Source organism: Rhodoferax sp. GW822-FHT04A08 (assembly GCF_058801025.1).
Genome location: NZ_JBXAMW010000001.1, coordinates 923,770 through 950,746, shown reverse-complemented (window position 1 = coordinate 950,746; position 26,977 = coordinate 923,770). Strand labels below are relative to the sequence as shown.

Annotated in this window: 31 protein-coding genes; 9 read left to right on the top strand and 22 right to left on the bottom strand. The window is 59.4% G+C overall.

The annotated features are described in order from the left end of the window. The first annotated feature begins 34 nt into the window (after positions 1–34). The 7 genes from AC1RMF_RS04470 to AC1RMF_RS04440 all read left to right on the top strand — a co-directional run bounded on the left by AC1RMF_RS04470 (position 35) and on the right by AC1RMF_RS04440 (position 5,530). Positions 35–721, top strand: a complete 687-nt coding sequence (locus AC1RMF_RS04470; protein ID WP_342617468.1) for an ABC transporter permease — start codon at positions 35–37, stop codon at positions 719–721. Then, the gene (locus AC1RMF_RS04465; protein WP_493139860.1) at positions 718–1,431 is read left to right on the top strand and encodes an ABC transporter permease; all 714 of its coding nucleotides are present in this window, start codon (positions 718–720) and stop codon (positions 1,429–1,431) included. Before AC1RMF_RS04470 ends, AC1RMF_RS04465 begins: the two co-directional genes overlap by 4 nt. Before the next feature lie 5 nt (positions 1,432–1,436). Beyond that, the gene (locus AC1RMF_RS04460) at positions 1,437–2,567 is read left to right on the top strand and encodes a succinylglutamate desuccinylase/aspartoacylase family protein (protein WP_493139858.1); all 1,131 of its coding nucleotides are present in this window, start codon (positions 1,437–1,439) and stop codon (positions 2,565–2,567) included. A 38-nt stretch (positions 2,568–2,605) separates the two neighbouring features. Continuing rightward, positions 2,606–3,385, top strand: coding sequence for an ABC transporter ATP-binding protein (locus AC1RMF_RS04455; RefSeq protein ID WP_493139856.1), 780 nt, complete (start codon positions 2,606–2,608; stop codon positions 3,383–3,385). Between the two features lie 4 nt (positions 3,386–3,389). Continuing rightward, positions 3,390–4,286, top strand: coding sequence for a 1-acylglycerol-3-phosphate O-acyltransferase, YihG family (yihG, locus tag AC1RMF_RS04450; RefSeq protein ID WP_493139854.1), 897 nt, complete (start codon positions 3,390–3,392; stop codon positions 4,284–4,286). A 69-nt stretch (positions 4,287–4,355) separates the two neighbouring features. Then, on the top strand, positions 4,356–4,937 hold the full coding sequence (locus tag AC1RMF_RS04445; RefSeq protein WP_342617464.1) for a chromate transporter: 582 nt from the start codon (positions 4,356–4,358) through the stop codon (positions 4,935–4,937). After that, positions 4,934–5,530, top strand: a complete 597-nt coding sequence (locus AC1RMF_RS04440) for a chromate transporter (RefSeq protein ID WP_493139851.1) — start codon at positions 4,934–4,936, stop codon at positions 5,528–5,530. The genes AC1RMF_RS04445 and AC1RMF_RS04440 overlap by 4 nt, the downstream gene beginning before the upstream one ends. On the opposite strand, the gene rlmB is transcribed toward AC1RMF_RS04440, so the two are convergent. Beyond that, positions 5,527–6,309 carry a 23S rRNA (guanosine(2251)-2'-O)-methyltransferase RlmB gene (gene rlmB / locus AC1RMF_RS04435; RefSeq protein WP_493139849.1) on the bottom strand — a complete coding sequence of 261 codons (783 nt, stop codon included), beginning with the start codon at positions 6,307–6,309 and terminating at the stop codon, positions 5,527–5,529. The genes AC1RMF_RS04440 and rlmB overlap by 4 nt on opposite strands. 54 nt (positions 6,310–6,363) lie before the next feature. Here rlmB and AC1RMF_RS04430 point away from each other — a divergent pair, with 54 nt between their 5' ends. Then, positions 6,364–6,951, top strand: coding sequence for an HD domain-containing protein (locus AC1RMF_RS04430; protein WP_493139847.1), 588 nt, complete (start codon positions 6,364–6,366; stop codon positions 6,949–6,951). Here the strand turns inward: AC1RMF_RS04430 and AC1RMF_RS04425 are convergent. Further along, positions 6,923–7,591, bottom strand: coding sequence for an ABC transporter ATP-binding protein (locus AC1RMF_RS04425; RefSeq protein ID WP_493139846.1), 669 nt, complete (start codon positions 7,589–7,591; stop codon positions 6,923–6,925). The genes AC1RMF_RS04430 and AC1RMF_RS04425 overlap by 29 nt on opposite strands. Here AC1RMF_RS04425 and AC1RMF_RS04420 point away from each other — a divergent pair. After that, on the top strand, positions 7,590–8,249 hold the full coding sequence (locus tag AC1RMF_RS04420) for an arylesterase (protein ID WP_493139844.1): 660 nt from the start codon (positions 7,590–7,592) through the stop codon (positions 8,247–8,249). The genes AC1RMF_RS04425 and AC1RMF_RS04420 overlap by 2 nt on opposite strands. Positions 8,250–8,267: 18 nt before the next feature. Here the strand turns inward: AC1RMF_RS04420 and AC1RMF_RS04415 are convergent, their stop codons facing one another. From AC1RMF_RS04415 to ndk, 20 genes are all read right to left on the bottom strand, one after another. Next, positions 8,268–8,450: a hypothetical protein gene (locus AC1RMF_RS04415; RefSeq protein WP_493139842.1), complete on the bottom strand. Its 183-nt coding sequence runs from the start codon at positions 8,448–8,450 to the stop codon at positions 8,268–8,270. Between the two features lie 17 nt (positions 8,451–8,467). After that, positions 8,468–9,289, bottom strand: coding sequence for a DUF2189 domain-containing protein (locus AC1RMF_RS04410; RefSeq protein ID WP_493139840.1), 822 nt, complete (start codon positions 9,287–9,289; stop codon positions 8,468–8,470). A gap of 63 nt (positions 9,290–9,352) precedes the next feature. Beyond that, positions 9,353–10,558, bottom strand: a complete 1,206-nt coding sequence (locus AC1RMF_RS04405) for a PLP-dependent transferase (protein ID WP_493139838.1) — start codon at positions 10,556–10,558, stop codon at positions 9,353–9,355. Positions 10,559–10,578: 20 nt separating this feature from the next. Then, positions 10,579–11,103: a phosphoribosyltransferase gene (locus tag AC1RMF_RS04400; protein ID WP_342617455.1), complete on the bottom strand. Its 525-nt coding sequence runs from the start codon at positions 11,101–11,103 to the stop codon at positions 10,579–10,581. Between the two features lie 36 nt (positions 11,104–11,139). After that, positions 11,140–12,516 carry an adenylosuccinate synthase gene (locus AC1RMF_RS04395; RefSeq protein WP_342617454.1) on the bottom strand — a complete coding sequence of 459 codons (1,377 nt, stop codon included), beginning with the start codon at positions 12,514–12,516 and terminating at the stop codon, positions 11,140–11,142. Between the two features lie 11 nt (positions 12,517–12,527). Beyond that, positions 12,528–13,688: an ATP phosphoribosyltransferase regulatory subunit gene (locus AC1RMF_RS04390; RefSeq protein WP_493139834.1), complete on the bottom strand. Its 1,161-nt coding sequence runs from the start codon at positions 13,686–13,688 to the stop codon at positions 12,528–12,530. A 52-nt stretch (positions 13,689–13,740) separates the two neighbouring features. Next, complete coding sequence (locus tag AC1RMF_RS04385; RefSeq protein ID WP_342617452.1) at positions 13,741–13,932, bottom strand: DUF2065 domain-containing protein; 192 nt, start codon at positions 13,930–13,932, stop codon at positions 13,741–13,743. A gap of 12 nt (positions 13,933–13,944) precedes the next feature. Then, positions 13,945–14,850 (bottom strand): protease modulator HflC, encoded by a 906-nt coding sequence (gene hflC / locus AC1RMF_RS04380; protein ID WP_342617451.1) that lies wholly within the window; start codon positions 14,848–14,850, stop codon positions 13,945–13,947. A gap of 9 nt (positions 14,851–14,859) precedes the next feature. Next, positions 14,860–16,245, bottom strand: a complete 1,386-nt coding sequence (gene hflK, locus AC1RMF_RS04375) for an FtsH protease activity modulator HflK (protein ID WP_493139830.1) — start codon at positions 16,243–16,245, stop codon at positions 14,860–14,862. 38 nt (positions 16,246–16,283) lie between these two features. Next, entirely contained in the window at positions 16,284–17,456 is a 1,173-nt protein-coding gene (gene hflX / locus AC1RMF_RS04370; protein ID WP_493139828.1) for a GTPase HflX, read from the bottom strand. A gap of 48 nt (positions 17,457–17,504) precedes the next feature. After that, the gene (hfq, locus tag AC1RMF_RS04365; RefSeq protein WP_342617448.1) at positions 17,505–17,753 is read right to left on the bottom strand and encodes an RNA chaperone Hfq; all 249 of its coding nucleotides are present in this window, start codon (positions 17,751–17,753) and stop codon (positions 17,505–17,507) included. A gap of 99 nt (positions 17,754–17,852) precedes the next feature. After that, positions 17,853–19,196, bottom strand: coding sequence for a ribosome biogenesis GTPase Der (gene der / locus AC1RMF_RS04360; protein ID WP_493139824.1), 1,344 nt, complete (start codon positions 19,194–19,196; stop codon positions 17,853–17,855). Between the two features lie 17 nt (positions 19,197–19,213). After that, the gene (bamB, locus tag AC1RMF_RS04355) at positions 19,214–20,320 is read right to left on the bottom strand and encodes an outer membrane protein assembly factor BamB (protein WP_493139822.1); all 1,107 of its coding nucleotides are present in this window, start codon (positions 20,318–20,320) and stop codon (positions 19,214–19,216) included. Between the two features lie 29 nt (positions 20,321–20,349). Next, the gene (locus AC1RMF_RS04350) at positions 20,350–21,045 is read right to left on the bottom strand and encodes a YfgM family protein (RefSeq protein ID WP_493139819.1); all 696 of its coding nucleotides are present in this window, start codon (positions 21,043–21,045) and stop codon (positions 20,350–20,352) included. Positions 21,046–21,057: 12 nt separating this feature from the next. Next, positions 21,058–22,344 carry a histidine--tRNA ligase gene (gene hisS, locus AC1RMF_RS04345; protein WP_493139940.1) on the bottom strand — a complete coding sequence of 429 codons (1,287 nt, stop codon included), beginning with the start codon at positions 22,342–22,344 and terminating at the stop codon, positions 21,058–21,060. Positions 22,345–22,385: 41 nt separating this feature from the next. Next, complete coding sequence (gene ispG, locus AC1RMF_RS04340) at positions 22,386–23,654, bottom strand: flavodoxin-dependent (E)-4-hydroxy-3-methylbut-2-enyl-diphosphate synthase (protein WP_493139817.1); 1,269 nt, start codon at positions 23,652–23,654, stop codon at positions 22,386–22,388. Next, a complete protein-coding gene (locus tag AC1RMF_RS04335) occupies positions 23,654–24,562 on the bottom strand; it encodes a helix-turn-helix domain-containing protein (RefSeq protein ID WP_493139814.1) in 909 nt (302 codons plus the stop codon). The genes ispG and AC1RMF_RS04335 overlap by 1 nt, the downstream gene beginning before the upstream one ends. Continuing rightward, positions 24,555–25,382, bottom strand: coding sequence for a type IV pilus biogenesis/stability protein PilW (gene pilW / locus AC1RMF_RS04330; RefSeq protein WP_493139812.1), 828 nt, complete (start codon positions 25,380–25,382; stop codon positions 24,555–24,557). The genes AC1RMF_RS04335 and pilW overlap by 8 nt, the downstream gene beginning before the upstream one ends. Beyond that, complete coding sequence (gene rlmN / locus AC1RMF_RS04325) at positions 25,379–26,530, bottom strand: dual-specificity RNA methyltransferase RlmN (protein ID WP_342617441.1); 1,152 nt, start codon at positions 26,528–26,530, stop codon at positions 25,379–25,381. The genes pilW and rlmN overlap by 4 nt, the downstream gene beginning before the upstream one ends. Before the next feature lie 8 nt (positions 26,531–26,538). Next, positions 26,539–26,964 (bottom strand): nucleoside-diphosphate kinase, encoded by a 426-nt coding sequence (ndk, locus tag AC1RMF_RS04320; RefSeq protein WP_342617440.1) that lies wholly within the window; start codon positions 26,962–26,964, stop codon positions 26,539–26,541. Positions 26,965–26,977: the final 13 nt, after the last annotated feature.

Here is a 26,977-nt window from a genome sequence, read left to right as displayed (position 1 = left end):
CGCTGTCGTTTTTTGTAGTTTCTTTCGCCCCCTCATGAACGCCTATTACGTCGCCATTTTGCAGGGCTCGGTACTCACAGTCGGCGTTTCTCTGGCCGCGTTGCTGGTCTCCATCGTGCTGGGCCTGCTGGGCGCCGCAGCCAAACTCTCGGGCAACCGCGCGCTGGTCATGCTGGCCTCTCTGTACACCACGGTGATCCGCGGCATCCCTGATCTGGTGGTGATGCTGCTGGTGTTTTATGGTGGCACCATCGGGATCAACCATTTGCTGGCTGCCATGGGCAGCAAGGGCAATATCGACATCAACCCCTTTGCCGCTGGGGTGTTGACCATCGGCTTCATCTACGGTGCCTACATGACCGAGTCTTTCCGGGGCGCCATTCTGTCCATCCCCAAGGGCCAGATGGAAGCGGCCTGGGCCTTCGGCATGGGCCGGACACAAACATTCCTGCGCATCACCTTGCCACAGATGGTGCGCTACGCCCTGCCCAGCTTCACCAATAACTGGCTGGTGCTGATCAAGGCAACGGCCTTGGTGAGCCTGATCGGCCTGAAGGAAATGACCTACTTGGCCAAGCAGGCCAGCGCGGCTACGCGCTCACCCTTTGCCTTCTTCCTGTTTACCGGCGCGCTGTTTCTGATCTACACATCGGTTTCTCTCTACGCGCTGCGCAAGATCAATGCGCGCTTCAGCCTGGGTGTGAAGAGGGGGTCGCTATGAAGTGGTCCGTCATCTTCGAGCCGCAGAACCTCGCGCTCTACGGCAACGGCATCCTCACCACGCTGGGCCTGCTGTTCTCCTCGCTGGGCATAGGCGCAGTGCTGGCGCTGATCTTTGCACTCGCTCTCACCGGCCCCTGGGCCCCTTTGCGCTGGATCGTAGGCGCCTACACCTATGTCATTCGCGGCACACCGCTGCTGATCCAGGTCTACATGATTTATTACGGCCTGGGCCAACTGGAGTGGATCCAGGCGCGCTGGGACGAGATCTGGCCCTGGACCTACTTCAAGGAACCGTTCTTCTGCGCCCTGCTGGCCTTTGCCTTGAATACGGCGGGCTACACCGCCGAGATGCTGGCTGGCGCCATCCGAGAAACCAACGCGGGCGAGATTGAAGCGGCGCAGGCCTTTGGCATGAGCCGCTTCATGGTGATGCTGCGCATCGTGTTGCCAAGCGCCATGCGACGCTCCTTACCGGCCTACAGCAACGAGGTGGTGATGATGCTGCAAAGTACCAGCCTGGCCAGCGCCGTGCCCAGCATGCTGGACGTGACCGCAGCGGCCAGCCGGGTGTATTCCGACTATTACCTTCCGTTTGAGGCTTACATCGCCGCCGCGGCCATCTACCTAGTTGCATCCTTTGCCCTGATACTGGTTTTTCGCATGGCTGAAAAACACTTCCTGGGTTACCTTGCACCGCGCAAACACTGAATTCCATGCAACGTACCGACCACGCTCTTTTGTCACCCAGCCTGGGCAGCCGTAAAACACTGACCAGCTTTCACTTCGGCACGCCCGGTGCCAGCCCCAAGATCTATATCCAGGCCAGCCTGCATGCCGAAGAGTTGCCGGGCATGCTCGCGGCCTATCACCTGCGTCCCATGCTGGAGGCAGCAGAAGCTGCCGGACAAATCGCCGGGGAGATCATCCTGGTGCCGGTCAGCAACCCTATCGGCCTGTCGCAACGGGTGGACCACAAGCCCATGGGTCGGTTTGAACTGGACACTTCCGAGAACTTCAACCGCCATTACCCGGACTTTGCCAAAGCGGTACTGCCGCAGATTCAGGACCAGTTGGTAGCAGACCCGCAAGCCAATGTGCGCGTGGTGCGCAAGGCTATGTCCGAGTATCTGACAGCCTGGAACCCACAGACCGAGTTGCAGAGCATGCGCAAGACCTTGCTGACGCTCTCACATGATGCAGACATCGTGCTGGACCTGCACTGCGACTGCGAAGCGGTGTTGCATTTCTATTGCGAAGAAAGCTGCTGGCCCCAGCTGGCGCCCATTGCCCACTTTATGGGTAGCCGCGCCATTCTGCTGGCCAAGGATTCCGGAGGTGGCCCCATTGACGAGAGCCTGTCTGGCGTCTGGTGGCGACTGGCCGAAGCGCTCAAGGCCCTGGGTGTGAATCACCCCTTGCCGCAGGGCTGCTGCAGCACCACCATTGAATTGCGCGGCGAGGCGGATGTGACCCATGCCTATGCCACCCAAGATGCCAAAGCCATATTTTCCTATCTGGAGCACATCGGCGTGCTACAGACTGGCAATCGGCCCGAAGTCCCTGCACCACTCTGCCAGCCCACGCCGCTGGCAGGTTCCGAGACATTGCGCGCCACAGGACCGGGCGTCGTCACCTTTTCCGCCACGCCCGGCCAGTTGATGAAAACCGGTGACCTGGTGGCCGAAGTGATTGATCCCATTGAGGGCACCGTGCAGAAAGTGTGTGCCGGCGTGGACGGCGTCCTCTATGCCCGCATCCGGGACCGCTATGTGACAGCCGGTTGCGAGCTCGGCAAGATTGCAGGCGCCATCCCCTTCAGAACCGGACCTCTGCTGGGCGACTAAACCGTCCACCCGCTGATAACACCTTGAGCACGCAGACCATGACCACAACAACCACACTCAAACTCCAGGTCGAGAACATCCACAAGAACTTTGGCCCCAATGAGGTGCTCAAAGGCGTCTCGCTGACTGCCCATGCGGGCGACGTGATCAGCATTATTGGCAGCTCCGGCTCTGGCAAAAGCACGTTCCTGCGCTGTATCAACTTGCTGGAAAAGCCCAGTCAAGGCCGCATAGAAGTCGCTGGCGAAAAGCTGCTTCTGGTCAAGGGCAAATCCGGCGATCTGGAAGCTGCAGATCCCAAGCAGTTGCAGCGCTTGCGCACCAAACTGGCCATGGTGTTCCAGCACTTCAACCTGTGGGCACACATGACGGTGCTGCAGAACATCATCGAAACGCCAGTGCACATCCTGGGTGTGCCCAAGGACCAGGCTGTAGAGACCGCGCGCAAATACCTCACCAAAGTGGGCCTCAGCGGCGTGGAAGACCGTTACCCGGCCCATATGAGCGGTGGCCAACAACAGCGCGTGGCGATTGCACGAGCACTGGCGGTGGAGCCCGAGGTGATGTTGTTCGACGAACCCACCAGTGCGCTGGATCCGGAGCTGGTGTCCGAAGTGCTCAAGGTCATGAAGACGCTGGCACAGGAAGGTCGCACCATGGTGGTGGTCACGCACGAGATGGGCTTTGCGCGCGAGGTCGCCAATCACCTGATCTTCTTGCACAAGGGCCTGGTTGAGGAAGAAGGCAACCCGGCCACCGTGCTGGCCAATCCCAAGAGCGAACGACTGGCCCAGTTCCTGTCTGGCAGCCTGAAGTAGGCCTATGCTGTTTGGCTTGCCTTCGCCGCTGCGCGGGCTGATTGCCACGCTGCTGCTGATCGCCAACATCCTGTTCTGGGTGCCCATTCTGATGGTGTTTGCAGCCATCCGACTGGTGTTGCCCTTCCGGCAAGTACGTCTGGCAGTCGACCCCGTGCTGGTTGGCATTGCCGAAAACTGGATTGCCTGCAACAGCGGATGGATGGCACTGACCCAGCGGACCGAATGGGACGTGCAAGGCATAGAAGGCCTGGACCCGCACAACTGGTATCTGGTGAATGCCAACCACCAGTGCGCGGCGGACATCTTTGTACTGCAGCATCTGCTGAACCGACGCATACCGCTGCTCAAGTTCTTCATCAAGCAGCAACTGATCTGGGTGCCCATCATGGGGCTGGCCTGGTGGGCACTGGATTTCCCGTTCATGCGCCGCCATAGCGAGGCCTATCTCAAGAAGCACCCGGACATGCGTGCCAAGGACCAGGAGTCCACCCGACGCGCCTGCGCCAAGTTCGCACTGATTCCCACCAGCGTGACCAACTTCATGGAAGGCACGCGCTTCACCCCAGCCAAACACGCACGCCAGCAATCCCCCTACCGTCATTTGCTCAAGCCCAAGGCGGGTGGCGTGGCTCTGGCCATGAATGCCATGGGCAACAAGTTCCAAGCCGTGCTGGACGTGACCATCGTGTATCCGGACGGCATACCGCATTTCTGGACCTTTCTCTGCGGTGGCATGCGGCGCGTCATCGTACGCGTGCAGAGCCGGCCCATCCCGTCGCATTTATTGCAGGGTGACTACGGCAGCGACCCTGCAGTCCGCGAGGCTTTCGCCACCTGGGCGCAGCAGATGTGGAGTGAAAAGGACGCACAGATCAGTGCACTGCTCGAATCCCGTTAACAGATATTCCGCCATGGTCTTGCAGTCCAGCCGCTGCGGCCGCCGCATGCTGCGGTAAGCTCCAAGCCCATGCGCCCCGCCTCCAAATCCGATTTGTTCTGGTCCTTTTCCTGGCTGGCCCTGCAGGGCTTTGGTGGCGTGGTCGCCGTGGTCCAGCGGGAGCTGGTGGAAAAGAAACAGTGGCTTACGCGGGAAGAGTTTGTTGAGGAATGGGCGGTGGCGCAGATATTGCCCGGCCCCAACGTGGTGAACCTGTCGCTGATGATCGGGGACCGCTACTTCGGCGTTCAGGGCGCACTGTTGGCCTTGGCTGGCATGCTGTTCTTTCCCTTGCTGATCGTGATGGCGATGGTGATCGCCTTCTCCGGTATTTCCGATCTGCCGCAGGTGCAGGCCGCATTGCGTGGCATGGGCGCAGTGGCTGCAGGTCTGATTACCGCCACCGGGCTCAAGCTCATTACCGCAGTCAAACTCAATCCCATGGGCAAGAAGATGTGCTGGCTGTTGGCTGCACTCACCTTTGTTGCAATCGCCGTACTGCGCTGGCCACTGATCTGGGTCTTGCTCGGCATTGGCGGAATGGCCTGCATCATTGCCTACCAGGCCATATTGCGCATTCAGGCACGCAGCAGCGGAGAGGGTGCGCCATGACCCTCACGCTCAGCTCCCTGGACTGGCTTCACTTGCTGGGGCACTTCCTCTCGCTTTCACTGCTTGCCATTGGTGGTGCCATCACCACGGCACCGGATATGCACCGCTATTTGGTGGAGCAGCAACATTGGCTGACGGATAGCCAGTTCACTTCCAGCATTGCACTAAGCCAGGCGGCACCCGGGCCCAACCTGCTGTTCATCGCGTTACTGGGCTGGAACGTGGGCATCAATGCCTCCGGAGGCCTTGCAGCTGGTGCGTCCGCCTGGCCATTGGGCTTCATGGGTGCGGCCATCGCCATGCTGGGCATCCTGTTGCCCAGCACCACCCTGACCTTTGTCGCCGCACGCTGGGCCCACAACAACCGCGAACTGCTGTCGGTGCGCGCCTTCAAGGCAGGCATGTCACCCATCGTGATTGCACTGCTGGCTTCCACCGGCTGGATACTTTCCAGCAAGCTGGGCAGCGCCGCAGAGAGTTGGCGCCTGTGGCTGCTGACCGCGGTGGTGACACTGCTGGTGTGGCGCACCCGCATCCATCTGCTCTGGCTGCTCACCGCAGGTGGCCTGCTGGGCGCCCTGGGCTGGGTTTAGGCGGCGCGGGCTGCGCTGCGTTGGCGCACGGCTTCGTACAGGCAGATACCGCTGGCCACGGACACGTTCAGACTTTCCACCGCACCCAGCATGGGGATGCTGACCAGTTGATCGCAGGTCTTGGCCGTGAGCTGGCGCATGCCATCGCCTTCGGCCCCCAGCACCAGTGCCACCGGTCCTTTGAGGTCCGCCTGGTACAGCGTGTGGGTTGCCGCATCACTGGTACCAATCACCCAGATATTGCGTTCCTTGAGCTCATTGAGCGTACGGGCCAGGTTGGTCACCATGAAGTAGGGCACCGTCTCTGCTGCACCACTGGCGACCTTGGCCACCGTGGCGTTGATGCCGGCGGCGTGGTCTTTGGGTGCGATCACGGCGTGCGCACCTGCGCCATCGGCCACCCGCAGGCAGGCGCCGAGGTTATGCGGATCGGTCACGCCGTCCAGCACCAGAATCAAAGGTTGCGTGCGTTCGGCAACTGGCAAATCGGCGTTGGATGCGTCCAGGTTTTCCATCAGTTCGTCCAGCGAATGCACCTGCTTGATTTCCTGAACGCGGGCAGCAACACCCTGGTGGCCATGGCTGCCAGCCAACTTGGCCAGACGCAGGCCGTCGGCCTCGATCAAGCGCACGCCTGCTTCAGCGACCTTTTCCAGGAACTGGCGCATGCGCGCGTCGCGCCGGGTAGGCTCGTAATAGATCTCGACGATGGATTGCGGGGCCGTCTTCAGGCGCACGCCCACGGCATGGAAGCCGAACAGAACTTTGGGGGATGACATGGGGTGATTATCGACGCTCCGTCGGGGCCTTGGTCCCGGTGCCACAATTCGCCCATGTCCCCTTCTGATCTACAAGGCTGTCTGACCTTCATCCGCGAGGCCGAGCGACTCAAGAGCGTGCTGCGCAGTGCCTATTCTTCTACCGGACGACAGGAGAGCACTGCCGAACATACCTGGCGCTTGTGCCTGCTGGCTATGGTGTTTGAATCCGAATGGAAGGAGCTGGACGCCCTGAAGATTCTGAAGCTGTGTGTTTTGCACGACCTGGGAGAAGCCTTGCATGGCGACGTACCTGCCGTACTGCAACACCAGGCACCCAACAAATCGGCGCAGGAGCGCGCAGACCTGCAAACGCTGATGCGTACCCTGCCCTACGAACTATCCAGCGCCTTCATGGCCTTGTGGGAAGAATATGAAAACGCCGCCAGCCCGGAGGCCCGCATTGTCAAAGGCCTGGACAAGCTGGAGACCATCCTGCAGCACAACCAGGGCGACAACCCGGCAGACTTTGATTACACCTTCAACCTGGAATACGGCCGCAAATACATGGGCGCACACCCTTTGCTGCAGCAGATCCGCGCCCTGGTAGATGCCGACACAGCGCAACGTGGTTCTAAACCACCCGCCCCGCTTCAATCGTGATGCTGCGGCTGCAGCGGTTGGCGATGCCGCGGTCGTGCGTGACCAGCACCAGCGTGGTTCCCTGTTCCTGGTTCAGCGCGAACATGAGTTCCATGATTTTTTCACCGGTGGCAAAGTCCAGGCTGCCGGTCGGCTCGTCGGCCAACAACACGGCCGGGTGCATGACGAATGCCCGGGCCAAGGCCACGCGTTGCTGTTCGCCACCACTGAGCACCTTGGGATAGGAATTCAGGCGTTGCGAAAGCCCGACCCGACCCAACATATCCGTAGCAGCCTTGTGCGCGTCCTTGCGACCATCGAGCTCCAGCGGGAGCATGACGTTCTCCAGCGCGGTCAGGCTGCCCAACAACTGGAAACTTTGAAACACAAACCCCAACTTGCGCGCACGGACTGCCGCGCGTGCATCCTCATCGATGGAGAACAGGTCTTGACCGGCCAGCCGTACCGTGCCACGGCTGGGCGTATCCAGTCCGGCCATGATGGACAGCAAGGTGCTCTTGCCCGAGCCGGATGCGCCGACGATGGCCACGGTCTCGCCGGCATTCAGCGCAAAATCGATGTCCGACAAAATCTCCAGCGTGCCGGTGGAATCAGTCACTGCCTTGAAAACATGGTCAACGGAAATAATGGAATCTGACATGAAGCTCTCTTTGGTTCGCCGTCACTTTAGCGTGCTTGTGTTAATGGCAATGTTTGCAGGGCCAAACAGTGCATTCGCCCAAAAGGTCGATGGCACGCCAGCACGCACCATTCTGGTGGTGGGCGACTCGCTGAGTGCCGAGTATGGCCTGCAGCGTGGACAGGGTTGGGTGGCCCTGCTACAGGCGCGCCTGTTGTCGGAAAAATCCAAGGCTGTCGTTGTCAATGCCAGCATCAGCGGCGACACCACCGCGGGGGGACGCAGCCGCCTGCCTGCACTGCTGGCACAACACAAGCCGGCCGTGGTGGTGATTGAGCTGGGCGGCAATGACGCCCTACGCGGGCTTCCTCTTGCCACCACACAGGACAACCTGCTGGCGATGGCGCAAGCAGCCAAGGCAACTGGCGCACGTGTGCTGCTGCTGGGCATGCAAGTCCCGCCCAACTATGGGAAGGCCTACGCCCAGCAGTTTGCGGATACGTTTGTGCATGCGGCCAAGGCGAGCAAGTCCGCTTTGGTGCCCTTCTTCCTGAAAGGTGTCGCCGACGGGCCTGATGCTGCCAAGATGTTCCAGGCGGATCGCATTCACCCGATCGCCGAGGCGCATCCACTACTGCTCAGTAACGTCTGGCCGGAGCTCAGCAAACTGCTGCGCTAGTGCAGGTACCCGATTGGATCAGTTGGGATTTGCCGCAGGTGGTGTGGGGATACCAGCTGCGTCTTCGGGCGATTGCAGGGAATCGTCCCCGGATGCATCACCCGTTTTGCGCTCAGCCTTGGATTTGAGCTTTTCTTCTTTCTTCTTCTTTTTGGCCAGTTCTTTCTGGCGTTTTTCGTAACCGTAATTGGGTGTTGCCAAGATGTGCTTTCGTTAATTCATGGGACTGTAACATCCTGCGGCCAGCGTACCGCACCACGGTAGGCATACCAGCTGCCGTAACCCAGCAGCGGCCCGGTCACCAGCAGGCCGATTTCCCAGGGCATGAACAGCGAAACTCCGACGAGAACGATGATCAGAACACCCCAGAACAACATCACCGCAGTGTTGTGGAACATCACTTCCAGGCTGGTGATGGCCGCCGAAATGGCATCGGTATCACGGTCCAGGATCATGGGGATGGAAACCGCTGAAATGGAGTACACCAGCATCGCAAAGGCGCCACCTACGATGGCATAGGCCGCCACGAACTCCCAATTTTCCGGATTGAAAATGGCTTGCATCACGCTGCTTGTTGAAGGCATGCCGGTATTGAAGAACACCGCAAATACCACCAACGAAGCGCGCCCCCAGAGCAGCTCCATGACGATCAACACCAGCACCAGCAGGCCCATGCTTTTGATGTGGCTGTCCCAGCAGGTAATGGAGGAGGACAGGTCGGGGGCAATACCAGCCTCGCGCCGGCGACTCACTTCATACAGGCCCATGGCCAGAAAAGGACCAACCAGCAGACAACCTGAGGCAATGCTCATGGTGTACTCAGGGCTGGACTTGAAAACCGCGCCCAGCACGACCGCCATCAGCCAGAACGCTACGCCGTAGAAACTGCTGATGCCAGGGTGTTCCACCATGTCGCGCCATCCAGAGCGCAACCAACCCAGGGGGGCAAAAAAGCCCAGCGCATGGATGACCTTGACGGGTCCTTCCGGGGGTGGGGGAACGTAAGGTGGTGGTGCTTCGAAGTCTGGCAGGGAACTCATGAATCCAGATTAACCGGAGTCAAGTACCCTGCCTACTCAGGAAAACACGGGGAGCGTCAACCCTTAGCGCAATACGCGCAGCGCCTGCTCAATATCGCCCTGCAGATCCTGAACGGCTTCCAGGCCCACTGAAAATCGTACCAAAGTGCCCTTCTCCAGGTGGGCTGGCCAGTTGGTACGCATATGGTCCAGTTCATACGGCACCACCAGACTCATGGGGCCGCCCCAGCTGTAACCAAGTTTGAAGAGCCGCAAGGCATCGCAAAATGCGTCTGCCTGGTCACGGCCGAAGCGGCCGTCCAGCATCACGCTGAACAAACCCGCAGCACCACCCACCGCATTCACACACAGGCGCTTCCAATGCAGATGTCCGGGCGAGCCGGGAATGGCCGGATGCAGCACTTGCACAAACTCGGGTTGGGTATCGGCCCATTTGGCCAGCGTGCGTGCCGCCTCATCGTGCGCCTGATAGCGCAAGGCCATGCTGGGCAGAGAGCGCAGGATGGCTTCGACATCGTTCATTCCCACACCCAGGCCCAAACGCATATGGGTGAGTTTGAGGCGCATGTGCAGGCCCGCATCGCGGGTGATCACACTGCCCATCAGCACGTCACCACCACCACTGGGGTACTTGGTCAGTGCGTGGGCAGAAATGTCCACACCCAGCGCGGGCGACTCGTCGGGCAACAGATCAAAGGGCTTGAACGCCAGGCCTGCGCCCCAGGTGTTGTCCAGTGCGGTGAGCACCTTGCGCTGTTTGCAGATGCGCACCATGGTGACCAGGTCCGGGAATTCCAACGTACACGACCCGGCTGCCTCCAGCCAGACCAGCTTGGTACGGCTGGAGATTTGCGCTTCCAGATCCTGCGGGTCCATAGGGTCGTAGTACTGGTGCGAAATGCCCCAGTGCATCAGCTCGCCTTCTACCAGCGACTTGTTGGGTCCATAGGCGTTATCCGGCAACAGGACTTCATCACCGCTCCTGAGCACCGACAGCGCAATCAGGGCTATGGCCGCCAGGCCGCTCGGTACCAACAGACACTGCAAGCCTCCCTCCAGCGTGCACAGGCGCTCTTCCAGCTGATAGGACGTGGGCGTGCCGTGCAAACCGTAGGTATAGGCCGACTTGTCTTTCCATTCGCGGCTGCGCATGGCTGCCACACTGGGAAAAATCACCGTGGAGGCCTTGAACACCCCGGGCTGTGGTGCTTCAAAACCACCTGGCGGCTGGTAGGCGTGATGGATCAGGTCGGTAACAAGTCGCTTCATACAGGGGCGTCAGTTGGCGTTCAAACGCTCCACTTTTCGATGAGTTGCTGGGGACGCAGGGCGTCATAGCCTTCAAACGGTTGGTGAATCCAGGGATTGGTTGGCAGGAACTCCACCGAATAGTCCGGCGTGAACTTGGAAAGCGCCTTGGTCCAGATTACGGCGCTGCGCAGCTCCGTGATGGGCTTGTAGTTGTTCTTGAGCTGGCTGATCACTGCGCTGAGCGTGACACCGGAGTCCGCCAGATCGTCCACCAGCAGCACGCGCCCGGCGATTTCGCCCTTGGGTGTGGTGATGTAGTGGGCAATATCCAGGTTTTCCTGGGTCTGTCCTGCATTGGAGCGGTAGGAGCTGGTGGACATGATGGCCAGAGGCTTGTCGAACACGCGCGACAGAATGTCACCTGGGCGCATGCCGCCACGCGCCAGACACAGAATGGTGTCGAACTCCCAACCCGACTGGAACACTTTGATGGCCAGTTTTTCAATCAGGTTGTGGTACTCGTCGTAACTTACATAAAGGTGCTTACCGTCTTCAGTCAACATCGCATTACTCCTGTTTTATCGTAATTCGCCTGCGGCTCAGTCGGCCAGATAAGGGTGACGCATCATGATGGTGTGATCGCGATCCGGGCTGGTGGACACCATGTGAATCGGTACACCGGTAACTTGTTCGATGCGCTGCAGGTACAGGCGCGCATTGATGGGCAGCTTGTCGTACTGGGTGATGCCCACGGTGCTGTCGCTCCAGCCTTCCATGACCTCATAAATCGGCTTGCAGCGCTCGATGTCGTCGGCGCCCATGGGGAGGATATCCACCGTTTCGCCGTCCATCTCGTAACCGGTGCATAGCATCAGCTCCTTGAGACCGTCGAGCACATCCAGCTTGGTGATGCACAGACCGGACAGACCATTGACCTGGGCCGAGCGCTTGAGCAGTGCGGCGTCAAACCAGCCGCAGCGGCGCGAACGGCCCGTGGTGACACCCTTCTCAGCGCCCACGGTGCTCATGTGGTATCCAGGCGTACCGGGTTCTTCCCAAGCCAGCTCGGTGGGGAACGGGCCACCGCCCACGCGGGTGCAGTAAGCCTTGGTAATGCCCAGGATGTAGTGCAGCATGCCAGGGCCCACGCCGGAGCCTGCGGCAGCGTTGCCAGCGACGCAGTTGCTCGAGGTGACATAGGGGTAGGTGCCGTGGTCCACGTCCAGCAGAGTGCCCTGGGCGCCTTCGAACAGCAGGTTGGCGCCATGCAGATTGGCCTCGTTGAGCTCACGTGACACGTCGGCAATCATGGGCTTGAGCAGTTCGGCATGCTTCATGGCCTGGGCATAGACGGCATCGAACTGCACCTGACCGTTGGCCATGAAGGGCTTGAGCTGGTCGCCGAAATCAAAGGCCTCGGAACCCAGATAACTGACCAGAATGTGGTTGTGCAGATCCAGCAGATCACGCAGCTTGGAGGCAAACCGTTCCGGATGCTTGAGATCCTGCACGCGCAGGGCGCGGCGGGCAATCTTATCTTCATAGGCCGGGCCGATGCCGCGACCGGTAGTGCCAATCTTGGCGCTGCCGCCCTTTTCGCGGGCCACTTCACGGGCCAGATCCAGTGCCACATGGAATGGCAGGATCAACGGGCAGGCCTCGCTCACGCGCAGACGCGAACGCACTTCCACGCCAGCTTTTTCCAGACCTTCGATTTCCTCGAACAGCTTGGCTGCCGACAGCACCACACCGTTGCCGATATAGCACTTCACACCGGGGCGCATAATGCCACTTGGGATCAGGTGCAAGGCGGTTTTTACGCCGTTGATGACCAGCGTGTGGCCTGCGTTGTGGCCACCCTGGAAACGCACCACACCCTGGGCGCTTTCGGTCAGCCAGTCCACCAGTTTGCCCTTGCCTTCGTCGCCCCACTGGGTACCGACCACCACTACATTTCGACCTTTGGTTGTGTTCATTTCGTGTGTTCTCAAATTGCTGTCACGATCCACTGGCCACTCACGCTTTTGAGCTCGCGGTCGCAATGGAATTCATCTACTTCACTCTCATGTCCGGGCAGGACGCAAACCACCGTTTCACCTTGCTGCCGCAAGGCGGCAATGGCGCTATGCAACGCGGAATCCTCACCCCAAGGGGCGCGGATCGCCGCGCGCAAGGGCGGCAGCTGGGCCGCAGTCGCCAGTTCTTTGACGTCCAGACTGAAGCCTACCGCCGGACGCTTACGGCCAAAGACCGAACCCACCTCGTCATAACGCCCTCCTCTGGCCAGCGCATCGTGGGCGTTGGGTGCATAGATGGAGAAGCGAACCCCGGTGTAGTAGGCATACCCCCGCAAATCGGCCAGATCAAAACTAACTGACACATCGGGAAAGGCCGCTGCAATGTGGTTACCCAGCCATTGCAACTGGCTGAGCGCATGGGCAATTTCAGGAAGCGCAGGCAGCTCTTTGAGAGCGTGCTCCAGTACGCTGCTGTCGCCGTACAGGCGCACCAGACTTTGAATGGCGGCGGCAATTTCCGGCTTGCACGACGCGGTGATGGCTTGCAGTTCGGTTGCATCCTTGCCGGTCAGCGCGGTATGCACCTGCTCCTGCTGAACGGCATTGAGCCCGGAAGCACCCAGCAGGGCGCCCACGATGCGCGCATCGGCCAAGTCCACGGTAAGCGGCCCGACATGGGTGGCGCGCAAGGCATCGAGCGCCAGCGTCAGGATTTCCAGGTCGGCTTCCAGGCCGGAATGGCCATAGATTTCGGCACCGAATTGCAACGGTTCGCGACTGGCGTGTGGTCCGCCTGGGCGCGTATGCAAGACCGGGCCGCAATAGCACAGCCGCGCAACGCCGCGGCGGTTGAGCAAATGGGCATCGATGCGGGCGACCTGGGGCGTGCTGTCGGCCCGCAAACCCATCATGCGGCCGGAGAGTTGGTCGACCAGTTTGAAGGTTTGCAGATCCAGCGCCTCACCAGTCCCGGAGAGCAGCGACTCCAGATGTTCCAGCATGGGCGGCATAACGAGCTCGTAGCCATAGCATCTCGCCATGTCCAGCAAATCTCGACGTATTTCTTCGATGTGGCGAGCCTCGGAGGGCAGCACATCGGCAATGTGATCCGGAAGGACCCAAGCAGACATGGAATGAGTGGGGCTGTTAAAACGGTGATTTTACCGGCCCCGGGGACCGGTTTCAGGGCGCCAGCCACCAAATCATCAACAAGCCCGCAGAAATGCTGACCATGGCAAACATGCGGATCTGCCCGTCACTGAGCTGCAGCAGCTGTGAAAACGTGCGCCGCCAGTTGCCTGGCGACACAAAAGGATAGAGCCCTTCGATCACCAGCACCAGGGCCAGCGCCATCCACAAGGTATCGCTGTCCACGCTGATTCCAGGCTATTTCTTGGCGGGCGGATTGCTTCCCGAGCCTCCGTTGCGTAGCACCTTGAAGAACTCGCTGGAAGACGGATCCAGCACCATCACGTCGCTCTTGTTGGCAAAACTGGCCTTGTAGGCGTCCAGGCTGCGATAGAACTGGGCAAATTGCGGGTCCTTGCCGAAGGCTTCGGCATAGATGCGGGCAGCTTCCGCATCGCCCTCACCCTTGATCTTCTGCGCTTCGCGATAAGCGTTGGCAATGGTCACTTCGCGCTGGCGGTCGGCATCGGCACGGATCTTTTCGCCCTCAGCCGCGCCGGTGGAGCGCAGCTCGTTGGCCACGCGCTTGCGTTCGGCTTCCATGCGTCGGTAGACTGACTCGGTAATGGCTTCCACGTAGTCGACGCGGGTGATACGTACGTCCACCACATCCACACCCCAAGGCTTGTCACCGCGCACCTTGTCCAGTACCTCGGCCTTGACGTCAGCCATGAGCGCTTCACGCTTGAGAGACAGCAACTCCTTGACGGTGCGCTTATTGATCTCTTCCTGGAAGGCATTGCGCACCACCCGGTTGAGCTGGCTGGCACCGGCGGTCTCGTTCAAGCCGACATTGCGGATGTACTCAGTGGGCTCCGTGATGCGCCAGCGCACGAACCAGTCGATCACCACACGCTGCTTTTCGGCCGTCAGCATGGGCTCGGAGTCGCTGCTGTCGAGCGTCAGCAAGCGCTTGTCGATATAGGAAACGTTCTGAAACGGCGGTGGCAGCTTGAAGTTCAAGCCAGGCTCGGTAATCACTTCCTTGATTTGTCCAAGCGCATACACCACGCCAAACTGGCGCTGGTCCACCACAAACAATGTGGAACTCGCCAGCACGATGAGCACCAGCAGCGAAGAAAGAATCAATCCAATACGGTTCATGCGGTACTCCTAGCGAACGTCACGGTCACGGGTGCGTGCTGAATCACGCGTGCGTGCGTCCGAGCTAGCGGGTGTGCTGGTCAAAGGGGTCACCGGTATCACGGTGCTTCCGGCCGGAGCTGCGGCGGCATCATTGCTCGCAGCACCCGCGCCATTCATCTGCAATATCTTGTCCAGCGGCAGGTACAAAAGGCTGGAGCCTTGGCGCGACTCCACCACCACCTTGGTCACATTGGTGTAGATCTGCTGCATGGTGTCCAGGTACATGCGATCACGGGTGACCTGCGGCGCCTTCTGGTACTCGGCATACACCGAGCGGAAACGCTGGGCATCACCCTGCGCCTGTGCTACCACGCGCGCCTTGTAGGCATCTGCCTCTTCCTTCAGGCGGGAGGCTGAGCCCACAGCGCGCGGAATCACGTCATTGGCGTAGGCCTGCGCCTCGTTCTTCGAGCGCTCACGCTCTTGGCCGGCCTTGAGCACATCGTCAAACGAGGCCTGCACCTGCTCGGGTGGGCGCACGCCACCTTGCTGCAAATTGATGCCGACCACTTCAATCCCCACCTTGTAGCGATCCAGAATGTCCTGCATGAGCTTGCGCACCTGGGGTGCGATCTGATCACGCTCCTCGGACAAGGCAGCGTCCATCTTCATGCGACCGATCACTTCACGAACTGCCGTTTCTGCAGCCTGCACTACGGCATCCTGAGGGTTCTTGCTTTCGAACAGGAAAGCGCGGGCATCATTCAAGCGGTACTGCACGGCAAACTTGATGTCCAGGATGTTTTCGTCCTGCGTCAGCATGGCGGACTCCTTGAGTCCGGTGGCCTTGAGCACGGTGTCACGTCCGATGTCCACGGAGCGGATCTGCGTGACGAATACCAGTTCATGCCGCTGAATCGGATACGGCAGGCGCCAGTTGAAACCGGCGTTCACCGTGGACTTGTAGCGTCCGAATTGGGTAATCACCGCCTGCTGGCCTTCCTGCACAATGAAGAAACCGGTACCCAGCCAGATCAGCAGCAGCACGCCCAGGATCAGTCCGATGCCCACACCCGCACTTTTCATGTCGGGCTGGAAGCCGCCGCCATTGCCATTGCCTCCGCCTGGGGCGCCCTTGCCTTTGGCGCCGAACAGGCTTCCCAGCTTGCGGTTGAAATCGCGCCACAGTTCATCCAGATCGGGCGGACCGGAGTTGGCAGAAGAAGGACGCCTGTCAGGGCGACTGTTATCTGCTGGCAACTTGGAGGGCTCGGAAGGCCTGTCACCTTCGACGGACTTGCCTTCGTCCGACTTGTCTTCGCCACGCCCCCAGCGGGAGTCGTTCAGATTGAACATGCGTTTGAGACCCTGCAAAGGGCGGCTCCAGTCGAACCGGGGTAATAGGAGTTTCATTTCTTCAACATTATTGGCTTAGCGCCGATTGTGCCCAATCACGGTGCCGCCCCGTCAATTTCAGGGATATCACCAGACAAAATTTCAACGGGAGCCGAAGCCGCCACCACAGATGACAACTTCTGACGCAATTCGGCCAAGCCTTGCAGACTTTTAGCACTGACAAACACACGCGGCGTTTGCACGCCGTCAATTTCGTATTCATCCACCAGACGCACGGGACGCTGGTCTTCTGGCAATGCATCGATCTTGTTGAACACCAGCAGTTGGGGGATGTCTTGCGCACCAATCTCCGTCAACACGCGCTGAACCTGGGCAATCTGCTCCACATACCCCTCGTTGGATGCATCCACTACATGCAGCAACAGGTCGGCATCAATGGCTTCCTGCAAGGTTGCCTGAAAGGCATCCACCAGACCGTGCGGCAGGTCACGGATGAATCCGACCGTATCAGACAGGGAAACCGAACGCCCGGCCTCCCCTAGGTACAACTGCCGCGTCGTGGTGTCCAGGGTGGCAAACAACTGATCGGCTGCATAGGCACGCGCCTTGACCAAGGCGTTGAACAAGGTGGACTTGCCTGCATTGGTATAGCCGATGAGTGAAATGTTGAACGCATCACGGCGTTCACGTTGGCGTCGCTGGGTTTGACGCTGCTTCTTGACCTTGGCCAAACGCTCCTTGGTCCGCTTGATGGTTTCACCAATCATTCGGCGATCCAGCTCAATCTGCGCCTCCCCTGGGCCGCCGCGCATGCCAATGCCGCCACTTTGGCGCTCCAGGTGGGACCAGCGGCGCACCAGGCGGGTGCTCAGGTACTGCAGGCGAGCCAATTCAACCTGCAACTTGCCTTCATGGCTGCGTGCGCGCTGGGCAAAGATTTCCAGTATCAGGAATGTCCGGTCATTCACAGGCAGTCCCAGATGGCGCTCCAGATTGCGCTGCTGGCCGGGGCTGAGAGATTGGTCAAACAGCACCTCGCTCGCACCAGTTTGGGCTGCCAGCACTTTGATTTCGTCAGCCTTGCCGGAACCAATGAAAAGGGCCGCGTCTGGTGCCCTGCGTTTGCAGGTCACACGCGCGACCGGAGTCATGCCGGCTGTCTGGGCCAGCAGACCTAGTTCTTCAAGCTCACCATCGAAATTCGGCAAGCCCAGATCCACACCGACAAGTATCGTTGCGGTACCGGCTATGGCAGGATGATCTGTCAAAGTGCGCGATGCGACACCAGTGCGACCGGACCGGGCGCTGCTGTCAAATTAAGCAGCGGGAGCCTCATCACCGCTGGCTGCATTGAAAGTCACTGCACGGCCGGGAACGATGGTGGAAATCGCATGCTTGTAGACCATTTGCGTAACCGTGTTACGCAACAGCACTACGTACTGATCAAAAGATTCGATTTGACCCTGCAATTTGATACCGTTGACCAAATAAATGGAAACCGGCACATGCTCCCGACGCAGTGCATTCAGGAAGGGGTCTTGCAAGAGTTGGCCTTTATTATTCACGATATTTTCCGTGTTCGAAAAAATTGATAAGTACAAACGATAGCACACTTACCGCACATACCATGTAGGACTTGCGGATTTTCCAAACTCATATGCTGGCTATTCTTCGTCCGCGTATGGATTGCTGGCGCTTTTCATCTGAATCCGCAAGGGAGTTCCGACCAGATTGAACTCCTTGCGGAATCGCCCTTCCAGGAACCGCTTGTAGGCCTCGGTCACATGTTCCAAGGAATTGCCATGGATCACGATGATGGGGGGATTCATGCCACCTTGATGGGCATAACGCAGCTTGGGGCGATACATGCCCGTCTTCTTGGGGGTTTGAAACTGGACCGCTTCCAGCAGCAAACGGGTCAGCACCGGGGTCGGCATTTTGCAGTTGGCCGAACGGTGCGCCTGGGCAATGGAATCCCACAAGGGCCCCAGTCCTTGGCGCTTCTGCGCGGAAATAAAGTGCACGGTGGCAAACTTGAGGAAGCCCATGCGGGTTTCTAGCGACCGCTTGACCAGCTCGCGCTGGTATTCGTCCACCGCATCCCACTTGTTGACGGCAATTACCACCGCCCGCCCGGACTCCAGGATGTAGCCTGCGATATGTGCGTCCTGGTCAGTAACCCCTTGGGTCGCATCGATCAGCAGCAAGGCAACGCTGGCGGATTCAATCGCCTGCAGGGTCTTGATCACTGAAAACTTCTCAATCGCCTCAAACACTTTGCCTTTGCGGCGCAAGCCGGCGGTATCCACCAGCTCAAAGCGCTGCCCGTTGCGCTCGAACGGTACCGAGATGGCGTCGCGCGTGGTGCCCGGCATGTCGAAAGCAACCAGACGCTCCTCACCCAGCCAAGTGTTGATCAGCGTGGACTTGCCGACGTTGGGGCGTCCGGCCACTGCCAGCTTGATGACGCCGGGGTCTTCGTCCTTACCGTCTGCGTCATCGTCTTCATCCGGCAAATGCAAAGGTGCCAGCGCCATTTCAACCAGCGTGCGAATGCCCTGCCCGTGCGCAGCGGAGATGGGAACCACTTCACCCAGTCCGAGCTCAAAGAACTCACCCAGTTGCACGCCCTGGGTCATGCCTTCGGCCTTGTTGGCGACCAGCAGACAAGGCTTGCTCAATTTGCGCAGGTACTTGGCTATGTCATGGTCCTGTGCCGAAAGCCCGCCGCGCGCATCCACGACAAATACAACGACGTCCGCCTCGGCTACTGCCTGGCGCGTCTGTTTGGCCATTTCCTTGTAGATACCGCTGCTGGCATCAGGCTCGAAACCACCGGTATCAATCACGATGTACTGGTGCTTGCCTTGCGAGCCGTGGCCGTAATGACGGTCACGGGTCAACCCGGCGTAGTCCGCCACGATCGCGTCGCGGGACTTGGTCAGGCGGTTGAAAAGTGTGGACTTTCCAACATTCGGTCGGCCGACCAGGGCTATTACGGGTTTCATGAATAAATGCGCCCTGCTTATTCCGGGCGAAATGCGTAAATGGAACCACGACGGCTCACGGCCAGCAACGTCTTGCCAGCCAGAACGGGGGCAACGGCAATACCGGAATCATCGGTCATCAGGCGGTTCAGCGCGGATCCGTCATCTTTGGACAGAAAATGCAAATTGCCGGAATCGTCACCAAACACCAGGGAGCGGCCTATCACCAGTGGCGCGCTGAGCACGCGGAAACGATAGCGTTCCACGTCCCATAGCCGCTCACCGTCCTTGCGCTTCCACGCGTACAGGCGGCCATCGCCTTCCGAACCAACGACCATGGCTGCATCACCGGAAACACCGTTGCCACCATTGGCTGGCTTGCTCCACAGCATGCGACCGCTTGCAGCATCCACACACGACACGGCGTACTGGAATGCACGCAAGCAAACCTGGTTACCTTCACGACTGAATCCTGCCACCACGTCCACCAATCGCTCAACCTCATTGGTGCCACGGGGGCTGACCACTGCAGTTTCCCAACGGGCATTTCCATTGGCGGGATTCAAACCTGCCACTCGGCCAGCAAATCCAACGACCAATGTATCACCCACCGCAGTCAACAGGCCTGCCTGTCCAAGCACAAGTGGATCACCCGTACGCGTCTGTTGCCAGAGTTTCTGTCCACCTGCCGCATCGAAGGCACTGACCGTACGGTCACTCGACAGAGTAAACACCCGTGCGCCCGCTACCAAGGGAGCAGTCAGCGTCAAGGCTTTGAGCTTTTGACGCCAAAGGACCTTGCCTTCATCCAGCATGATCAGTTCATTGGCGCGCGACACCACGGCAGCGTAACGACCGTCGCTTCCGACTCCGGCACTCAAGGGCGTTTCCAGATGGGCGCGCCATACGTCAGCACCCGTCTGGGCGTCCAAAGCGGCCACCGTGCCATTGCCGCCGGCGACGTAGGCCCGTCCATCCACGACCCGCACATCCAGCGGAAAGTCCACTGTGCCCACCGATCCCGACCAGACCGCACGCACATTCATCAAGGGCACATTGGGAGCCAATGCCGCGGGCTTGGGTCGATCCGGCCCCGCACAGGCAGCCAGAACCACTGAAACCACCAGCGCAAACAAATAACGCATCACGACATTCTTCCCGTCAAAAAGAGCAATCACTTGGCCGCCGCTTGGTCGCCAGCAACCGAGGCTTTGGTGCTCTCGTCTGCCTGAGGATCAACGCCCAGGCTGTTGAGCTTGACCACCACGAGACGGCGGTAGTCCACGCCCGCGTCAAACAGCTTGTAGGCTTTCAAGTATTGCTCCTTGGCCTCGGCCTTCTTGCCTTGCGCCATGTAGATATCGCCGCGGCGGTCCGCCTGCAGTGCGGCAAACTCTTCCGCCACACCAGAGTCCAGCACTTTCAGCGCTTCGTCATAGGCTTTGGCATCGATCAGCAATCCAGCCAGGCGCAGACGTCCCACCGATGCGTAACCGGCGTCCTTGGACTTTTCTGCCACCCACGTCAAAGCTGCCTTGGCAGCATCGAGCTTTCCGGCTTCATACAAGGTCTTGGCCACCAGAAGTCCAGCCTGCGGAGCGTAGGTCGTGGATGCAAAGCGGTCTTTCATGTCGCCAAAGGCCCGCTCCAGCTTGTCGGTGTCTCCTTCATGGGAGACTTTTTCCACTTCATCAAACATGGCTGCGGCCTGTGCAGCCTGATTGCGTTGCCAATATTGGTAGCCGTTCCAGGCGGCAAACGCGCCCAGAACGACGATCAACGCCCAGGTGATGGCGTTGCCGTATTGCTTCCAAAAGTGCTTGATTTCATCAAGTTGTTCTTGTTCTTCGAGATCTAGATGATTTGCCATAGGACTAAGGAGTTAAGCGATGGATTGTAGGCTCTTGCCCCACTGGGCAGCCTCTGACAAGGCGCGGGTTTGCTGGGCAACGGTGGCGTCTCGCAGGGCTTTGACGGTGACTTGGCCCTGTGCCATTTCATCAGCGCCAAAGATGAGTGCATAGCGCGCACCTGAGGAGTCTGCTCGCTTGAACTGGGACTTCATGCTGGCCATGCCTTCTGCCGTTGTGGCGTGCATCTGCACCGACAGGCCCTGACTGCGCAGGGTCTGCAAACAGACCATCACCTGGGGCAAAAAGGCTGCGTCGGGCACTACCGCATAGGCGTCAAGTGCAGGGCCGTCTTCAGCAGCACCCTGCTCCTTCAGAAGTTCCAGTACGCGCTCGATACCCATGGCCCAGCCAACCGCCGGAGTTGGCTTGCCGCCAACCTGTTCGAACAGGTAGTCATAGCGACCACCCGCACAAATGGTGCCTTGCGAGCCCAGCTTGGTGGTGACGAACTCAAACACCGTGAGGTTGTAGTAGTCCATGCCACGCACCAGACGCGGATTGATGCTGTAGGCCACGCCGTTGGCTTCCAGCACGTCGGTGACCGTCTTCAAATGGCGTTTGGATGCCTCGCCCAGGAAGTCCAGCAGACGCGGCGCAGCTTCGATTACTGCTTGCATTGCCGGATTCTTGCTGTCCAGCAACCGCAATGGGTTGAGGTGCAACCGGCGTTTGGCCTCTTCGTCCAGTACATCCAGATGGGCTTCAAAATGCTGGATTAGCGCCGCGCGGTGGGCGTTTCGCTCTTCCGGTTGGCCCAGGCTATTGAGCTGCAGTGCGACATCGGTCAAGCCAATTTCCTGCCACAGTACGTGTGCCATCAAAATCAGTTCGGCATCCACTTCGCCACCGGAAAAGCCCAACGCTTCGGCGCCGATTTGATGGAACTGGCGATAGCGCCCACGCTGCGGGCGCTCGTGGCGAAACATGGGGCCCATGTAGTACAGGCGCTTGCCGCCGTTGTAGAGCAGAGAATGCTCGATCGCCGCACGCACCACACCTGCCGTGTTTTCCGGCCGCAGCGTCAGTGCCTCGCCATTGAGCCGGTCTTCAAAGGAATACATCTCCTTTTCGACGATGTCGGTCACCTCGCCCAGCCCGCGCACAAACAAGGCCGTGGGCTCCACGATGGGAGTACGCAGGTTTTCGTAGGCGAAACGGCGCATCAGGTTGCGCACGCGCTCTTCCAGAGCTTCCCATCGGGCGGAGTCCGGTGGGAGGATGTCATTCATGCCTTTGACGGCAGCGAGTTTTTCCACTTTGCGTGGTGTTGTTTTTTCGTTCATGCCTTGGGTGATATTCAAGCGGAAACCGCGTCAGCGCCGAAGCGCTGCTGGATGTAGTTCTCAACGACTTGCTGGAAATCGGAGGCGATATTTTCGCCGCGCAGTGTCATGCGCTTTTCGCCGTCGATGAAGACAGGCGCAGCAGGTGCCTCGCCGGTACCGGGCAGGCTGATGCCGATGTCGGCATGCTTGCTTTCCCCTGGGCCATTGACGATGCAACCCATGACGGCCACCTTGAGGTTTTCAACACCGGGATAGCGCTCACGCCAGACCGGCATCTGAGCCCGCAGAAAATCATCGATCTGCTGCGTCAGCTCCTGGAACGTGGTGCTGGTAGTACGGCCACAGCCCGGGCAGGCCGTAACGCTGGGCACAAAGGTACGCAGGCCCAGCGACTGCAGAATCTCCGAGGCAATGACCACCTCCTGCGTACGCGACTCGCCCGGAGCAGGTGTCAGCGATACACGGATCGTGTCGCCGATACCCTCTTGCAGCAGCACGGCCAGAGCCGCGGCGGAAGCCACTGTACCTTTGGTACCCATGCCGGCCTCGGTCAGGCCTAAATGCAGGGGGTAATTGCAGCGTCTACCCAGTTCGCGGTATACGGCAATCAGGTCGCGTACACCACTGACCTTGCAGGACAGCGTGATCTGGTTGGCAGGCAGTCCCATTTCCTCGGCGCGTTGTGCGGAGCCGATGGCTGAGGCGATCAGGGCTTCGTACATCACCGGCTTGGCGTCCCAGGGTTGGGGACGGCGGCTGTTTTCGTCCATCATGGACGCCAGCAGTTCCTGGTCCAGGCTACCCCAATTCACGCCGATGCGCACCGGCTTGTTCCAGCGGACGGCAGCCTCAATCATCTGGCCGAACTGGCGGTCGCGCTTGTCACCCTTGCCCACATTGCCGGGGTTGATACGGTACTTGGACAACGCCTGTGCGCAATCTGGAAAGTCACTCAGCAGGCGATGGCCGTTGTAGTGGAAGTCACCAATGAGCGGCACATCCACGCCCATGCGATCCAACTGCTCACGGATGTAGGGCACAGCCTGCGCCGCTTCTGGCGTGTTGACCGTGATGCGCACCATCTCGGAGCCGGCCAAAGCCAGTTCCTTGATCTGAACCGCCGTCTCGATGGCCTGCTCCGTGTCGGTATTGGTCATGGACTGGATACGCACTGGTGCGCCTCCTCCAACGGTCACGACCCGGCTGCCCCAAACGACAGTTGATTGCAGCGAAGAGCGCACACGGGGTGTGGCCAACTCAATGGGCTTTTGTTGTTCCATCACTTCACCTCAAAACGGGCCACATTGTTCTTGTTCAGGGTGTCCAAGCTGTAGGGCTGTCCGCGCACCTCGACCTCAGTCGCACTGACGTTTCCAACGACTACTGCCAACGGCAGCTCACCGCCTGCCGCGCCAGTTTCACCAGTCTTCAGCGTCTTCTCAAACTGCACCGTACCTTTGGCATCGGTCACCCGAACCCAGGCTTCCGACTTGGCCTTGAATGCGATGACGGTTGGAAGGGCCACTGCTGGGGCAGACGAAGCAGCGGCCGACGGGGCGGATGCCATCTTGGCGGGCACCTGGGCCGACGACACACCGTCGGTCGCACCGCTTGCCACCACCACGGATGGGACGCTTGCCAGAGGAGCCGGGGCTGCAGGCGTTTGCGATACGCCATTTGCAGCAGTTTCAGCGGGAGCCGCCGCATCGGCTGGGGCCGCCACGGGTGCCGTGACTGCGGGTTCTACGTGGCGCTGCTCCGGGAAGAACAAGACTACCAAAGCACCCAACAACAAAGCCAGCACAGCTAGCACTGCAGGCTTGGTGGCAAAGCTTTTCAGTGATCCACCGTGATAGCCTGCGTGGCTGCGAAACGGCGTATTGATGCCACGGTCGTCCGCTTCAAATCGCGGTGCTGCCGACTGTGGCAACTTGTTCAGAATGGGTGAAGGATCTACTTTGAGCGTGCGACACACACTGGCTGCCAGCGCCCGTACAAACACCGCATCCGGCAAGTCCTGCAAGCGATCCGCCTCCAGCGCCTCCAGCTTCTTGACCGGAACCTTCATCGCAACGGCGAGAGCCGCCACATGCAATCCAGACGCTTCTCGCGCCTGGCGCAGCAAGGTGCCAGCGGTAATCTCGGCCTCAGCAGGTGTAGCGGTACTCACAACAGATTCATCACTCATCAAAGGCTCCGCGCTCCAGTGCCAAGGCTTCCTTGGACTGAGCAAATCGCTTGAGCAATTGAGACTCAAGCTGAGATTGGGCTTCGCGCAGACCCAGACTGCGTTCGATCTTGATACCCAGCCACAAGGATTCGGCAGAAGCGCGCTCGCTATTGTTGATACGACGCGCGTAGAACTGCGCCCTCACCCAGTCGCCGCGCTGTGCCAGCAGGTAGGCCAGGTTGTATCCAGTAATGGGATTGGAGGCATCGAGCTGATAGGAGCGTGTAAAACTGTTCTCCGCCTCGGCCAACTGCCCGCTGTTCATTTGGCAGATGCCCTGCTCCTGCCAGGTCTTGGAGCGTTGTCCGTAGTTTGGATCTGCCAATGCAGCGGAGAACATCCGCATGGCATCAGCAGGCCTCTTCATCTTGCAAAGCAACACACCATAGTTGTGCTTCACGTCCGACGAATTGGGGTTGATCGAAAGCGCCTTCTGGAAGCTGGTTTCGGCCTGTGGCAAGTCGCCGGTCTTCATCTGGATCAGGCCACGCATCCAGTAGGGCTGGAACCAGGAAGGATCGATCAATATGGCCTGCTTGACCTCGTCCAAGGCGAAATTGTTCTTGCCGTCCTGGAAATACAGCACCGCCAGCTTGAGCCGATTGTCTGCACGCTTGCGGCTTTCGGGCTCGTCGGAATCCGTGAAAGTTTCGGGCGTGGAAGACGCCGATACGCCGCTGCCCGCGCACCCGGCAACGCCACCTGCCACCAGCAAGGCCAACGTCCAGCCCAACAGAGCTGTGAGCGAAATGGATTGCAGCACTCGCAGTTTCATCATGGTTCGCAGTCTCTCAGAGTCTCGGTGGCGCCTGCCACCGGGGTCAACATAATGGTGCGCTGCTTGGCAATGCGCTTTTCGACCGCGGTGCGATCTTGCACGTCACCGGCTAGCTGACCACAAGCGGCATCGATATCGTCGCCTCTTGTCTTGCGCACGGTGGTAACGATACCGGCATCGGCCAGCACTTTCGCAAATGCCTGCACGGCAGCGTTATTGGAGCGCTTAAGACCGGACGCTGGGAAGGGATTAAAGGGAATCAAGTTGAACTTGCACCAGCTCTGCGCCGACTGGGACTTGATGAGGTTCACCAGTTCCTTGGCATGCGCGGGCGTGTCGTTCACGCCATCGAGCATGCAGTATTCAAAGGTAATGAAGTCGCGTGGCGCAAATGCCAGATAACGCTGGCAGGCCTGCAGCAATTCATGCAACGGGTACTTGCGATTCAACGGCACCAAGTTGTCCCGCAAGGCATCGTTGGGCGCATGCAGCGACACTGCCAGTGCAACCGGGCAATCCTGTCCCAGGCGGTCCATCATGGGCACCACACCCGAAGTGGATACCGTGACGCGCCGACGCGACAGGCCATAGCCATGGTCGTCCAGCATGACGCGCAGGCTTTGCACCAAAGGCTGGTAGTTCTGCAGCGGCTCACCCATACCCATCATCACCACGTTGGAGATGACACGGTCCGGGGTCTTCAGGTACTTGCGCAAAAAATGCTCGGCAAACCACAGTTGACCAATGATTTCTCCCGCTGTGAGATTGCGACTGAAGCCTTGGTGGCCAGTGGAGCAGAAGCGGCAGCCTACGGCACAGCCGGCCTGCGAGGACACACACAGCGTGCCGCGATCTTCTTCAGGAATGAACACGGACTCGATGGCATTGCCACCGCCCACATCAAACAGCCACTTGATGGTGCCGTCCGCAGAAATATGCTGGGAAATGACGTTGGGTGCCTGAATGTGCGCCGTTGTCTTGAGCTTTTCGCGCAAGGACTTGGCCAAGTCACTCATGTCATCAAATTGGGCTGCGCCTTTTTGATGAATCCAGCGAAACAACTGGGTGGCGCGGAAGCGCTTCTCACCCAGCCGCTCGCAAAAAGCAGCCAATCCTTCCAGATCGAAATCAAGCAGGTTGGCCGTCATTGCATAAATTAACGTGAATAGACGTTCATGCCGGGGAAGAAGAATGCGATTTCAACCGCAGCCGTCTCCGGGGCATCAGAACCGTGCACAGCGTTGGCATCAATGCTGTCAGCGAAGTCAGCACGGATGGTTCCCGCGGCGGCCTTCTTGGGGTCGGTCGCGCCCATCAGGTCACGGTTCTTGAGAATGGCGTTTTCGCCTTCCAGCGCCTGGATCATCACGGGGCCGGAGATCATGAAGTCGACCAAGTCCTTGAAGAAGGGACGTGCCTTGTGCACAGCGTAGAAAGCTTCGGCTTCGCCGCGTGACAGATGAGCCATTTTGGCAGCCACGATCTTGAGGCCGGCGGCTTCAAAACGTGCATAAATTTGACCGATTACATTTTTTGCAACGGCGTCAGGCTTGATGATGGAAAGTGTGCGTTCGATAGTCATGGAGATTCCTGAT

Excerpts from the sequence above, each read along its gene's own strand:
- AC1RMF_RS04470 (WP_342617468.1), top strand. The coding sequence starts at position 35 with ATGAACGCCTATTACGTCGCCATTTTGCAGGGCTCGGTACTCACAGTC.
- AC1RMF_RS04465 (WP_493139860.1), top strand. The coding sequence starts at position 718 with ATGAAGTGGTCCGTCATCTTCGAGCCGCAGAACCTCGCGCTCTACGGC.
- AC1RMF_RS04460 (WP_493139858.1), top strand. The coding sequence starts at position 1,437 with ATGCAACGTACCGACCACGCTCTTTTGTCACCCAGCCTGGGCAGCCGT.
- AC1RMF_RS04455 (WP_493139856.1), top strand. The coding sequence starts at position 2,606 with ATGACCACAACAACCACACTCAAACTCCAGGTCGAGAACATCCACAAG.
- yihG (WP_493139854.1), top strand. The coding sequence starts at position 3,390 with ATGCTGTTTGGCTTGCCTTCGCCGCTGCGCGGGCTGATTGCCACGCTG.
- AC1RMF_RS04445 (WP_342617464.1), top strand. The coding sequence starts at position 4,356 with ATGCGCCCCGCCTCCAAATCCGATTTGTTCTGGTCCTTTTCCTGGCTG.
- AC1RMF_RS04440 (WP_493139851.1), top strand. The coding sequence starts at position 4,934 with ATGACCCTCACGCTCAGCTCCCTGGACTGGCTTCACTTGCTGGGGCAC.
- rlmB (WP_493139849.1), bottom strand. The coding sequence starts at position 6,309 with ATGTCATCCCCCAAAGTTCTGTTCGGCTTCCATGCCGTGGGCGTGCGC.
- AC1RMF_RS04430 (WP_493139847.1), top strand. The coding sequence starts at position 6,364 with ATGTCCCCTTCTGATCTACAAGGCTGTCTGACCTTCATCCGCGAGGCC.
- AC1RMF_RS04420 (WP_493139844.1), top strand. The coding sequence starts at position 7,590 with ATGAAGCTCTCTTTGGTTCGCCGTCACTTTAGCGTGCTTGTGTTAATG.
- AC1RMF_RS04425 (WP_493139846.1), bottom strand. The coding sequence starts at position 7,591 with ATGTCAGATTCCATTATTTCCGTTGACCATGTTTTCAAGGCAGTGACT.
- AC1RMF_RS04410 (WP_493139840.1), bottom strand. The coding sequence starts at position 9,289 with ATGAGTTCCCTGCCAGACTTCGAAGCACCACCACCTTACGTTCCCCCA.
- AC1RMF_RS04405 (WP_493139838.1), bottom strand. The coding sequence starts at position 10,558 with ATGAAGCGACTTGTTACCGACCTGATCCATCACGCCTACCAGCCGCCA.
- AC1RMF_RS04400 (WP_342617455.1), bottom strand. The coding sequence starts at position 11,103 with ATGTTGACTGAAGACGGTAAGCACCTTTATGTAAGTTACGACGAGTAC.
- AC1RMF_RS04395 (WP_342617454.1), bottom strand. The coding sequence starts at position 12,516 with ATGAACACAACCAAAGGTCGAAATGTAGTGGTGGTCGGTACCCAGTGG.
- AC1RMF_RS04390 (WP_493139834.1), bottom strand. The coding sequence starts at position 13,688 with ATGTCTGCTTGGGTCCTTCCGGATCACATTGCCGATGTGCTGCCCTCC.
- hflC (WP_342617451.1), bottom strand. The coding sequence starts at position 14,850 with ATGAACCGTATTGGATTGATTCTTTCTTCGCTGCTGGTGCTCATCGTG.
- hflK (WP_493139830.1), bottom strand. The coding sequence starts at position 16,245 with ATGAAACTCCTATTACCCCGGTTCGACTGGAGCCGCCCTTTGCAGGGT.
- der (WP_493139824.1), bottom strand. The coding sequence starts at position 19,196 with ATGAAACCCGTAATAGCCCTGGTCGGCCGACCGAATGTTGGAAAGTCC.
- bamB (WP_493139822.1), bottom strand. The coding sequence starts at position 20,320 with ATGCGTTATTTGTTTGCGCTGGTGGTTTCAGTGGTTCTGGCTGCCTGT.
- AC1RMF_RS04350 (WP_493139819.1), bottom strand. The coding sequence starts at position 21,045 with ATGGCAAATCATCTAGATCTCGAAGAACAAGAACAACTTGATGAAATC.
- ispG (WP_493139817.1), bottom strand. The coding sequence starts at position 23,654 with ATGGAACAACAAAAGCCCATTGAGTTGGCCACACCCCGTGTGCGCTCT.
- AC1RMF_RS04335 (WP_493139814.1), bottom strand. The coding sequence starts at position 24,562 with ATGAGTGATGAATCTGTTGTGAGTACCGCTACACCTGCTGAGGCCGAG.
- pilW (WP_493139812.1), bottom strand. The coding sequence starts at position 25,382 with ATGATGAAACTGCGAGTGCTGCAATCCATTTCGCTCACAGCTCTGTTG.
- rlmN (WP_342617441.1), bottom strand. The coding sequence starts at position 26,530 with ATGACGGCCAACCTGCTTGATTTCGATCTGGAAGGATTGGCTGCTTTT.
- ndk (WP_342617440.1), bottom strand. The coding sequence starts at position 26,964 with ATGACTATCGAACGCACACTTTCCATCATCAAGCCTGACGCCGTTGCA.